General features: G+C 40.5%; 10 protein-coding genes. 8 read left to right on the top strand and 2 right to left on the bottom strand.

Annotation, left to right across the window (positions count from 1 at the left end):
- Positions 1–108: 108 nt before the first annotated feature.
- A complete protein-coding gene (locus FHY60_RS09805; RefSeq protein WP_139904792.1) occupies positions 109–1230 on the bottom strand; it encodes a response regulator transcription factor in 1122 nt (373 codons plus the stop codon).
- Between the two features lie 245 nt (positions 1231–1475).
- On the opposite strand from FHY60_RS09805, the gene FHY60_RS09800 reads away from it, so the two are divergent.
- From FHY60_RS09800 to FHY60_RS09770, 7 genes are all read left to right on the top strand, one after another.
- Positions 1476–3203: a type 2 periplasmic-binding domain-containing protein gene (locus FHY60_RS09800; RefSeq protein WP_139904791.1), complete on the top strand. Its 1728-nt coding sequence runs from the start codon at positions 1476–1478 to the stop codon at positions 3201–3203.
- A 74-nt stretch (positions 3204–3277) separates the two neighbouring features.
- The gene (locus tag FHY60_RS09795) at positions 3278–4186 is read left to right on the top strand and encodes an ABC transporter permease (protein WP_243122127.1); all 909 of its coding nucleotides are present in this window, start codon (positions 3278–3280) and stop codon (positions 4184–4186) included.
- An 11-nt stretch (positions 4187–4197) separates the two neighbouring features.
- Positions 4198–5091, top strand: coding sequence for a carbohydrate ABC transporter permease (locus FHY60_RS09790; RefSeq protein ID WP_139904790.1), 894 nt, complete (start codon positions 4198–4200; stop codon positions 5089–5091).
- 3 nt (positions 5092–5094) lie between these two features.
- Complete coding sequence (locus tag FHY60_RS09785; protein WP_243122126.1) at positions 5095–6993, top strand: glycoside hydrolase family 66 protein; 1899 nt, start codon at positions 5095–5097, stop codon at positions 6991–6993.
- Positions 6994–7007: 14 nt separating this feature from the next.
- Positions 7008–8639, top strand: coding sequence for a glycoside hydrolase family 13 protein (locus FHY60_RS09780; RefSeq protein WP_139904789.1), 1632 nt, complete (start codon positions 7008–7010; stop codon positions 8637–8639).
- A 177-nt stretch (positions 8640–8816) separates the two neighbouring features.
- Positions 8817–9173, top strand: a complete 357-nt coding sequence (locus tag FHY60_RS09775; RefSeq protein ID WP_139904788.1) for a hypothetical protein — start codon at positions 8817–8819, stop codon at positions 9171–9173.
- A 140-nt stretch (positions 9174–9313) separates the two neighbouring features.
- Positions 9314–9616 (top strand): hypothetical protein, encoded by a 303-nt coding sequence (locus FHY60_RS09770; RefSeq protein WP_139904787.1) that lies wholly within the window; start codon positions 9314–9316, stop codon positions 9614–9616.
- Between the two features lie 105 nt (positions 9617–9721).
- Here FHY60_RS09770 and FHY60_RS09765 read toward each other — a convergent pair whose 3' ends face one another.
- On the bottom strand, positions 9722–11497 hold the full coding sequence (locus tag FHY60_RS09765; RefSeq protein ID WP_139904786.1) for a methyl-accepting chemotaxis protein: 1776 nt from the start codon (positions 11495–11497) through the stop codon (positions 9722–9724).
- A 273-nt stretch (positions 11498–11770) separates the two neighbouring features.
- Here FHY60_RS09765 and FHY60_RS17895 point away from each other — a divergent pair, with 273 nt between their 5' ends.
- Positions 11771–11932, top strand: coding sequence for a hypothetical protein (locus tag FHY60_RS17895; protein WP_163215833.1), 162 nt, complete (start codon positions 11771–11773; stop codon positions 11930–11932).
- The last annotated feature ends 469 nt before the right edge of the window (positions 11933–12401 follow it).

The following is a 12401-nucleotide window of genomic DNA, read 5'->3' as shown; positions in this document are numbered from 1 at the left end:
AATAAGAAAAGGTGCCCAGTAAAATGATGGGGATTAAACCCACTCCAAGACTTATGAGTAGGATCTTCTTGCGGAAACTGAGATTTTTTATAAAATTGTTCAAATATTTCATTGAATTTTACCCCTGTTCTGTCTGTATTTATCCGGTGTTTGGCCAAACTCCTCTTGAAAGCACTTGCAAAAGTAGGACACATTATAATAACCAACGGAGGGGCCAATGTCTGTAATCTTCATATTGGTGGTCAGGAGCAGGTCTTTAGCCTTGTCCATCCTCACATTTTTGATGTACTTATTTAGGCTGACGCCCGTTGCATGGATAAAGGCGCTGCTGAGGTACTTAGGACTTAAGAATACCGTATCCGCCAGTAGATTAAGGCTCAGGTCCTCCTTGTAATGGGCATGGATATATTGCTTAACCAGGTGGATGGCATGCTTTGGAGAATTTTCTTCCTCCTTCATTTGATCCATAACCATATTTAGATATTCTTCTATCAATTTTCTGATATGGGCAAAATGTTTGTAGGAATAGACCTCTTCCGCAGCTTGTTTAAAGTCTTCTTTGCCTGCACCGGGAAGGGCATCAATCAAAATTGAAAGCAGGGTAGTGCAAAGATAGCGGACATAAATATGGGAGGCCTTTAGGGAACCCCTGTACTTTTCCAGCAGCAAGTTAACATTCTTGGCCAGCCCTTCCGGATTCTTTTCTTTAATAGCTTGTTCGATATTTTTTAAGAGAAGGTTGTCCTCTTCATCTGAAACTTTATCTTCATAACTCAAACCGGCATTGTTCATATTCTTACTTTTACTAAAAAAGTATTCTTTTATATATTTCTCTGATTCTGCCCTGGCAGCCTCCCTGGCTATGATGGTATCCAATATTTCCCCAATAGATTTTTTAAATTCCTCAGGATTCACCGGCTTTAGGATGTAATTAACAGCATGCAGAGATAGGGCAGTCTTTACATATTCGAAATCGTCATAACCGCTGAAAAAGAGGATTTCAATATCCTGGTTTATGGTTTTAGCCTTTGCTGCAACCTCAGTACCGTTGAGAAAGGGCATTTTTATATCTGTAATAAGAATATCTACCGGCTCTTCCATCAAAATGTTTACCGCTTCTTTACCGTTAGAAGCCTGAAGCACATCAAATTCAAAACCATATTTGTTAAGTAGGAACTGAATCACATCCCGTTCATCCTTTTCGTCATCTGCAATTAAGAGTCTGTACATATCACTTGCTCCTTTCGATGGCTTCTTATTATTACCGCTTTAATTACATTTACAGTATAGCACCTTATGAAACCCTTAACAATTGACCAAAAGCAGGATATAGAAAAAGTGATATAAATGTGGAATTTCTTTTATTTACGGTGGACCTAAGGGAATAGTATACTTAGGTTAAGCTGATCAGTGGCCATTGAAAAGGTTTTATAGTATTTAAAACTTGGGATTTATATATTTATGGAGGGTTAAGCATGAAGAGAAGAGCTTTATTAAAGCATATAGGAGCTGCTATGTTGGCAGTTTCCATGACAGTTTCCATGGCAGCCTGCAGTGGAAAAGATACAGGTAAAGAGCCTGAAAAAACAGGCAACGAAACATCACAAAACGGCAGTGCTGCCGGGGAAGAAGATGGGCCACTAAGTCCATACAAGGAAGAAATTACAATTACTATGGGCAGGCAGACCTTGCAAAATCCAAAGCTGCCTGATGGAGACACCTACGAAAACAATGCCTATACCCGTTGGGTAAAGTCCGTGCTGAACATAAAAATCGTGGACGAATTTGAAGCCAACGGTGACGATTATAATAGACTGGTATCCCTGGCCCTATCTGCTGCGGAACTACCGGATATGATGAAGGTATCAACCTTAGATGAACTAAGAGAACTATATAATAACGATTTGATAGAAGACTTGACCGAGGTTTATAACACCTATGCCAGTGATTATCTTAAAAAGGTATATGATTCCTATGATGGCCGTGCCTTAAAAAATGTAACCTTTGATGGTAAGATAATGGCTCTTCCGGGAACAAACGGAGATCCAGGTCCAAGTGAAGTTTGGATCCGCAGTGACTGGATGGATCAGCTTGGATTAAAAATCGATGAGGATGGAAATAAGTGCATTACTATAAGTGAATTAGAAATGATAGCAAAGGAATTTATGGCTAAAAATCCGGGAAAGGCTGATAACGTTGTTGGTATGGCCTTTGCACCATGGTTAACTTCCAGTGACCCTGACGGTACTTACAGTATCAATTCCATAGCCTATGCTTACGGAGCTTATCCAAAGACTTGGTTGAAGGTTGATGGAAAGGTTGTTTACGGTTCTACAACAAAGGAGACAAAGGAAGCTATGAAAAAAGTGGCTGAATGGTTTAAGACCGGTCTTGTAGATCCACAGCTGGGAGTTAGAACCTGGGATGACATCACAGCCCTATTAGCTAATGGACAAACAGGTATTACCTTTGGAACATGGCACATTCCGGACTGGCTTCTAAATAATGTCCGTGCTATGGACAACAAGGCAACCTTTGAATGCTATGCTATTGAAGATGGTAATGGCAAGGTTAATGTAAAGCATAATGATGCAACAGGAGGCTATATCGTAGTAAGAAAAGGTTTTAAGCATCCTGAAGCTGCAATCAAAATTGCAAACTTATTCTATGATGAAATGATGAACTCAAAAACACTGGAAGCGGACTATCCGGAAGTTGCTAAATACCTAAAAGACGGTGTAGACGGGTCCGTAAGACCATTTAATATAGAAGTTAATCCCTATACTTCAATGCTGGATGACTACTCTGACATTGAAAGAGGAGTAAAGGGCGAAATTGCCATAGAAGAGGCCAGAACAACAGAGTCTAAGAATGTTATACAAAATGTAAAGAAGTATATGGAAGATCCTGCAAAGGCAGATGTTACCGATTGGTCTAAGTACCACTCCCGTATGAATGGCATAGAATTAATTCAGACCCTAACAGAAAAGGGCACCTTTAATTGGCTGACACCGGTGTTTCCTGAAACTACACCAACTATGGAAACCAACTGGGGTAATCTTGGTAAGTTAGAAGAAGAAGTATTTATTAAGATGGCCATCGGGGCTGTTGATGTAGAACAAGCTTTTGACAAGTTCGTTGAAGATTGGTACTCAATGGGCGGAAGTCAGATTATATCCGAAATAGAAGAACAGCTTAATTAAGCATAGAGCAGTATAAACAGCCATGCCTCAATAAAGAAGTGTATGGCTGTTTTCAATAGAGTGGAGGGATCGTAATGCCAAGTATGACGCGGCGCAGGAAAAGACAAACCGAATTTAAGTATCATCTTATGATGATGCCCGGCCTGTTCTTTCTCATAGTATTCAGTTATATACCTATGGTAGGAATTATTATGGCCTTCCAGGACTTTGTCCCGGCAAAAGGCCTGTGGGGGTCAAATTTTGTAGGGCTTAAGCACTTTACTTATATGATAAAACTGCCAGACATTGGCAAGGTAATAGGAAATACCTTGACCATAGCCTTAGGAAAAATCCTCCTAGGCACCTTTATGGCCATAGCTTTTTCCATCCTATTAAATGAAATAAGAATCAAATTTTTCAAAAAGACAGTACAGACCATAGTATACTTACCTCATTTTTTATCCTGGGTTGTTTTAGCTTCGGTTATAGTTAACATGTTTAATTTGGACGGGTCTGTGAATCAGATCTTATCCTCCATAGGCTTGGAGAAGATAAACTTCCTTGGCAGTAACAAGACCTTCCAGCCTCTAGTCATCGGCACAGACGTATGGAAGGAGTTTGGTTACAACTCCGTGGTTTACCTGGCAGCCATTACTGCCATTGACCCGGGCCTTCATGAGGCTGCAGCCATTGATGGAGCCACCTGGTGGAAGAGGGTATGGCACGTAACCATACCGGGTATGATGCCCATAATTCTCCTTATGGCAGCTACCAGCCTCACAGGTATCTTAAGTGCAGGCTTTGATCAGATATATAACTTGTACTCCCCAATAGTCTACGAAACCGGTGATGTGCTGGATACCTATGTATATAGAATTGGTTTAGTAGGCCGCCAGTACAGCTTTGGTTCGGCAGTAGGATTATGCAGATCCATAGTGGGCATGATATTGATTCTGACTGCCAATGGGCTTACGAAGAAATTCACTGACAGAAAAATATTCTAGGAGGGAAGACCATGATAGAAAATAAGAATTTCAAATCCAGATTAAGGGTAGCGACTATTTATACAATAGTTGCACTGTTAGGACTGGCCTGCCTTCTTCCCCTGTGGAATATTGTGGCCATCTCCTTCAGCGGCAGTTCAGCAGTAACTGCAAACAAAGTTGGGCTAAAGCCTGTTGACTTTACACTAGCAGCCTACACCAAGATCCTGGAGGATAAGCAGTTTTGGAGGTCCTTTTTAATCTCTGTGGAAAGGGTTTTCCTTGCATTAGCCATTAACATGGTATTGATAGTATTGATGGCCTATCCTCTTACAAAAAATAAACAAGAGTTTCGTAGCAGAAACATCTATATGAACCTTTTGATTTTTGCCATGTTGTTTAACGGTGGTATGATTCCCACTTATATATTAGTTAAAGATTTAGGCCTGCTGAACAGCATTTGGGCCTTGATTTTACCCGGTGCACTACCAATATTTAATGTAATTTTGCTGATGAACTTCTTCCTGGGCATCCCCAAGTCCTTGGAGGAAGCGGCTATTATCGACGGTGCAGGACCCTTTCAGGTACTGGTAAGGGTACTGGTGCCCTGTGCCAAACCCTGTTTGGCTACTATTGCCCTGTTCAGCATAGTGGGAAGCTGGAACGACTTTTTCAGCGGTCTTATATACATTCAAAAGCCTGTAAATTATCCCATTATGACGTATATCCAGTCTTTGACCGTAGACATTCAGGCCATGCTGAAGTCAGGCCTCAGCAGCAGCTCCTTGGGAAATCTCACAGAACTATCAAATAAGAACCTAAATGCTGCAAAGATTGTGGTGGCAGTTATTCCTTTGATGATGATTTATCCGGTTTTGCAGAAATACTTGATCACTGGTATTGTCATGGGTTCGGTAAAGGAGTAGTTTATGAAGAAAGTTATCATAATTTGTTGTGTTATATTAATATTGGTATTTGGAGGAATGATGATAATTAAAAATGCAAGTGCTCAGGTTGACTTAACCGGAATAGAGGTTGAGATAAGAGGAACGGACAAGGCTATGTATTCACCTCAGGATGGAGTAAAAATTCAATATGTGGTTAAAAATACTTCTGAAACTGCAAGAGAAAATATAAATGTTCTTTTAAAGGTTACCCATTTGGAAGAGGTAATATATGAAGATACAATAGGGAACCTTAATCTTAAGGCCGGTGAGGAGATTTATGCTGAATATCAGTGGACAGCTCCAGAAGGGGACTTTAAAGGATATCTTATAGAAATTGGCTTGGGAGACAACCTTGGCGACTTTGCAGTATCCGATACCATTGGAGTGGACGTTTCTTCAACTTGGGTAAAGTTTCCCCGTTATGGCTACTTAGCTGACTTTGGAGACAAAGTAGATACAAGTGGCAAAATAGAGAAGATGAACCGGTACCACATCAACGGCATTGAGTACTATGACTGGCACTATTTGCACCATCAACCCCTGGCTGATGGGATTACGGCAGAGAACCCAGGAGTATGGAAGGACTGGTCCGGCAGAGAGATCTTCGGAGAAACCGTAGCGGGCTATATAAGTGCCGCAAAAGAAAGGAATATGGCCAGCATGGCCTACAATATGATCTATGCAGGTACAGATAGCTTTTTTGTGGATGACCAGGGGAACCCCACAGAAGCAAATCAGTGGAAGTTATACTTTGCAGAGGACAATGACAGGGGCAGTGGCAACTTTACCTTCCGCATGGGCCTATCCCCATCAGGAAATGGCAATCTCTTTTTCCTAAACCCCCTAAATAAACAGTGGCAGGACCATATTTTTACTGAGACCAAAAAAATATTTACAGCCTTTGACTTTGATGGCTGGCACGGAGACACTGTTGGCGAGTGGGGCAAGATGGTGACTGCGGATGGGGAGCCACTGGGCTACAAGGAAGATCGCAGCCCAATATATTATGTGAAGGACACCTATACCCAGTTCTTAAATGCAGCCAAGGAAGCCCTTGGAGACAAGTATCTTTCCTTTAACCCTGTAGGGGCCCAAGGCATAGAGAAGGCCAATGTAAGCAGCACTGATGTGCTCTACACCGAGTTCTGGCCATGGGACAATGATAGGGAAGGAAAGGCCTACAATACCTATGCTTCACTGGTAAGGGAAGTGGAACGGTCAATGGAAGACAGTCAGGAAAAGTCCATTGACGGCAAGGGTAAGTCACTGGTGGTAAAGGCCTATATAAACTACTACAAGACAAACGGCCATATGAATGCCCCGGGAGTGCTTTTGTGTGATGCTGCAGTCTACGCTGCCGGTGGAAGCAGGTTGGAGCTGGGAAATGGGGACAGGATGCTCCATGTGGAATATTACCCCGATGACCATATACTTATGGATGAGGAATTAAGGGCTAAGATGCAGGCCATGGCTGACTTTATAGTGGCCTATGAAAATATCCTTCGAGATGGCCAGTGGACCACAGACAATGAAGTGAAAATAGATGGCTATGCCCATGGAAAAGGGGGAGCTTCCGACAGCATTTGGACCTACACAAGGGCCGATGAAAATTATGAAATCCTGCACCTCATCAACCTCCTGGAAACAGATAATGAATGGAGGGATGAGAGAGGAAAGAAGAAGGCTCCCACAGAAGTAAAGGATGTAAAGGTAACTTACTATACGGACAAAGAAATCAGCAAGGTCTATTTGGCTTCACCGGATTACAATAAGAGCAAAAGCACAGAGCTTAGATACGAAACCGGTGCAGATGATAAAGGCAAGTTTGTGACCTTCACGGTACCAAACTTACAATATTGGGACATGATATATATGAAATAAGGAGTGCAGAAAAAATGAGGACAGAAGGCAGAAGTGATAAGTGGTGGAAAAATGCAGTGGTATATCAAATATACCCAAAGAGCTTTCAGGACAGCAACGGGGACGGCATAGGAGACCTGCAGGGAATAATAAGCCGGCTGGACTACCTTCAGGAATTAGGAATTGATGCCATATGGCTTTCCCCGGTATACAAGTCTCCCCAGGATGATAATGGCTACGACATTTCCGACTATCAGGACATTGACCTCATGTTTGGGACTATGGAGGATATGGAGAGACTGATAGCGGAAGCCAAAAAGAGAAACATATCTATCATCATGGACTTGGTATTGAACCATACCTCCGATGAACACATGTGGTTTTTAGAAGCCAAAAAGAGCAAAGACAACCCCTATCATGACTACTATGTGTGGAGGGATGGGGTAGAAGGCACACCGCCCAATGACATGATAGCCTGCTTTGGCGGGTCAGCTTGGCAATGGGTACCGGAAGTGGGCCAGTATTACTTCCACCAGTTTTCCGTAAAGCAACCGGACTTAAACTGGGAGAACCCTAAGGTGCGCCGGGAAATTTACGACACGATCCTGTGGTGGATGGACAAGGGCGTGGGAGGCTTTAGGCTGGATGTAATAGACCAGATAGCCAAAGAGCCGGATTTAAAAATCACCGGAAATGGACCAAGGCTCCATGAATTTATCCAGGAATTATCAAAGGAAACCTTCCAAAAGGGTAACCTGATAACGGTAGGAGAGGCATGGGGAGCTAACCCTGAGAGGGCAAGGCTGTACAGCAATCCCGATGGTAGTGAATTCTCCATGGTGTTCCAATTTGAACACATAGGCCTGGACCAGGAGGAAGGCAAGTCCAAGTGGGATTTGGCTCCATTAGACTTCTTGAAATTAAAGAGGGTATTGTCAAAATGGCAGAAGGAACTTTACCAGGTGGGCTGGAACAGCCTGTTCTGGAACAATCATGACCTGCCCAGAATTGTGTCAAGATGGGGAAACGATGGAGAGTACCGGGTGGAATCCGCCAAGATGTTGGCCACAGTTCTCCACGGCATGCAGGGAACCCCCTACATCTACCAAGGGGAGGAACTGGGCATGACAAATGTGAAATTCCCTATAGAAGATTACAGAGACATAGAAACCTTAAACCTATACGCTGAGCGTAAGGCAGCCGGTTATCCAATAGAAGACATCATGAAGTCCATCTACAGTAAAGGCCGTGACAACGCCAGAACCCCAATGCAGTGGGACAGCAGCACCAATGCCGGCTTTACAGACGGTACCCCATGGATCAAGGTAAATCCAAATTACACAGAAATAAATGCTGAGTCAGTACTTCGGGATAAAAATTCAATTTTCAATTACTATAAAAAGCTGATCAGACTTAGAAAGGAATATGAAGTATTTGTGAAAGGGGACTATGAACTCTTGTATGAAGACCATCCTGGTATTTTTGCCTATACAAGAACCCATGGCGATACAAAGTTACTTGTAATAGCAAACTTCCACGGGGATACCATACCTTTTTCACTGCCACGTGAATATGAAGGCAAATTAGAACTGCTGATCAGTAACTATGATGAGCCCCTTGCTAGAACTTTGAGGCCCTATGAGGCAGCAATGTACTTGATGAGATAGGGACAGATAGGGACAGAGGGACGTTGATTATGTCCCGAATATTGTGAATATATGATAATAGAGCATGCAGCATGATGTTGCATGCCTTTTATGTATCTGTAGGTATAAGTATATGCTATAATTTAATCAGTAATTTGAGATTATTTATTAGAAACAGATAGAATGAGGTATATAATAATGGACTATAGCGCTGATGGAGGTACTTTATTTGTATGTGGTTATGGACATAAACATAAAGTTGACTCTAAATTTCGGGAGGAAGATTTAATTCAACCGACGGATTTTGAAGATATAAAAGAATCCTTTGACTTAGTTAAGTATTACGAAAATCAGGTTGAGGGAAAATTTTTCGTCACATATATTTTTCGAAAGACAAGCAGATGGGATAAGTTTGTATCATTAGTATATGAGGAACACATTGCTGCAATAAATGCAGCCTTTGACCGTGATAATGTTTATTGGCTGTTACACATTGATTTGGTGACAAAAGTATATTGGAAAATCATATACCAAAACATATATTTCTCCGAATAAATGTTCCGGATTATGTCAATAATATAGTTATAACATGTTAGAGGAGGAATATTATGCTACCTTTCTTTTAAAGATTCTCTATTAAAGTACTTTTACACAAATTAAATTATGATATAATATTAGTTAGGTGGTGAAACTATATGGATAAAGAGATACTGGAAATCTTAAGGAATATGCAGTCTGATATGAAGGCCATGCAGTCTGATATAAAGAATATTAAATCAGACATAAATGAACTTAAGATTAAGCAAGAGGAAACATATCAAATAGTTAAAGCTCTTGAACATTCCGCAGAAGTAAATAGGGCTGAGCATGATAAAATGGCTATGGATATAGCGCATATAAAAGGTGAAGTAGAAACACTTAGAAAAGATTTAACCAACCTAGAGATTATAACAAGCAGCAATTGGAATGATATTGCAAAGTTAAAAGCTGTGAAATAATATATAAATAATCATACAATAAAAACCTATGCACAACAGTAGCTTTAGCATAGGTTTTTATGTTGAAACAGAGGGACATAAGCAACGTCCCTCTGTCCCATTTCTTTACAACTTAAACTTAACAACAATTTCATCTAGAATTTGTACAAGTTTCTTTAAATCCTCTGTGGTTGCATATATATTTTCCATAGCGTTGGACTGCTGTACTACTGATGCAGATATCTCTTCAGCAGTGGCAGCAGATTCCTCGGAAACAGCTGAAATGTTCTGGATGGAAGTTATTACTTCATCTTTAGCATTATTCACATCAGAGATATTGGCTGTTAAAATATCAATTTCAGTAAACATGTCGTTTACAGCTTCTTCAATTGTTTTGAAGGCCCTATCCGCCTCTGCTATGGTCAAGCTGGCTTCTTCTGCACTTCTCTGACTTACATCCATATTGGTTTTTGTCTTTGAAATCTCTTGAAGTATATCCTTTATCATAACAGTGATTTCGTTAGCAGATTGTGAGCTTTGCTCTGCAAGCTTTCGTACTTCCTCTGCAACCACTGCAAAACCTCTTCCGGATTCCCCGGCACGGGCGGCTTCTATTGCTGCATTTAAGGCCAGCAGGTTAGTTTGCTCAGCTATGTTTTCAATGGTATTTACAATTTCACCGATAGAAGTAGATTTATCTGCAAGAACATTGATATTCTTAGAAACCTCCTCATTGATCCTTGTGTTCTTATCAAACTTTTCAATCAGTGATTTCATAGCCATCAAGCCTTCTGCGTTAATCTTCCTTGTATGTCTGGAAAAGTCTTTCACTGAGTTTGAACTATTAACGCATATACTGATATTATTGGCCAGAGATAAAAGTTTATTAGCGCCTTCCTGGGCATCTTCAGCCTGGGAAACGGTACCCTTAGAAAGTTCATCCACTGCAGCGGATACAGCTTGAATGGATTGAACACTCTCGTCTGTAGCTTCTGCTACTGTTGTGGAGTACTGGAGCACATTAGCGGCACTGTTCTGAAGCTGTTTTATAATAGTTCTCAACTTTTCTCTGAGTTCTTTAACGGATTGAGCCATTAGTCCAGTCTCATCCTTATTCTTTAGAATATTATCATTGATCTGTTCCTCAGAAAGGTCTAGGGCAGCCAACTTGTTTACTTGCTTTGTTACAAATACAATAGGTTTAGTAAGTTTCTTGCTTAATAACACAGCAGCAACTATGGCTGAAATTACTGTCACAAGAGCAATTGTTATAAGCGTTATAAAACTGTTTAAAAGTTCTTTATCTATAGCGGTTTTCTTTTCAGATATCAGCGCGTCAATATCGTCGGTATAATTACCGGTACCTACAACCCAGTCAAAAGGCTTAAACAATTTGCTGTAACTTCTTTTAGGAAGAGGTTGGGTGCCGCCGGCCTTAGGGAAATAATAGTCTGAGTAACCGCCACCTTCCTTAGAGCCATTCTTAATTATTTCCTGAATAAACAAGAGTCCATTTGCGTCCTTGGAATCTATTCTGCTTGTTCCTTCAACGTCTTGTCCTAAAAGTACTACATTGACTCCTTCAGATGTATCAATCCAGAAGTATCCATCCTTGCCATATCGCAGCTCTCGTACAATATCTGCAGCTTGTCTTTTAGCTTCCTCTTTTGTAAGCTCTCCTCTTTCATATCGCTGGTTAAAGGTCTCCAATATACTTATAACAGATTCTACCTGGCCCTTGATGATTTCATCAAAGTCACCCCGCATGGTATCCTCTAAAGCAACTAACAGCGACTTATTAGTGCTGATAGTGTTATAGGTTGACACACTGCCAATAACTATGGCAGTGAATAAAGTAGTGATAAGTGAAAGAACTATTATTTTAGAACTTATTCTTTTCATATGCACATCTCCTTTAGTTTTAATTTTAGTATAAAATTGTTTAATATAATTTCTTATTAGACAGCAGCCTTTTGACAAGTAACATAAACTGGAACACCACAAAGTTCACTTTACACTTTTAATTTCATATGTTACATATATCGTCACAATTCGACTAAACTTAAGCGGAAGTACATGCATAAATTAGAAATGTCAAGTAATTTTTTTGTGTTCAGGATTATAATACGGATTTTCGGGCACCCTATCAGTGATAATACGAAAGGAGTTGATATAATGACAGGAAGAAACGATGGAAATGCAAAAAGCAGAGGTGAACATGATAGACCATCAAAGCATCCAAACAGACTAGATCAATTTGCTGATGACATGTTTGGCGATGAGGAGAAAGGCTACACAGAAAAAATCACTGCCAAAAATGAAAAGCCAAATTGGTAGGGTGGACAGAGGGATGGACAGAGGGACGTTGTTACTGTCCCTCTTTTTAGGTGCCCTTTTTAGGTGCCAGGCACCTCACAAGTCACTTTCCCACTTGTGCCATTTGATTACTTGATAACCTAACCCATAATAGATTGCACTGCCTCCATCCTTAATAAGAGGCAGTGCAATAACCACAAATATTGGCTTTTTAGATCCGCAACCCTTTTGGGATCAATTGAGTAAGAAAAACATGTAAACATATTAATATCAGCAGAATTATTAATATTTTGATTCGCTTCTTTTTCTTCAAAATATCCCTCCCATATTCCTATAATCATTTGCCCCTTTGTTTAATTATATATCATAAAATGGGAAATATACAAATATATAGGGGAACTAGAGCGTAAATCTTTATTGCACACTAGAGGGGACAAAACCGTAAAACATAAGAACACTAAAATCAAAATACAGGCAATATGCCTAAAAT

It is taken from the genome of Clostridium thermarum (assembly GCF_006351925.1).
Classification (GTDB): Bacteria; Bacillota; Clostridia; order Clostridiales; family Clostridiaceae; genus Clostridium_AU; species Clostridium_AU thermarum.
Note: the sequence above shows the minus strand (reverse complement) of the source record. Positions and strands in the feature narration are given on the sequence as shown.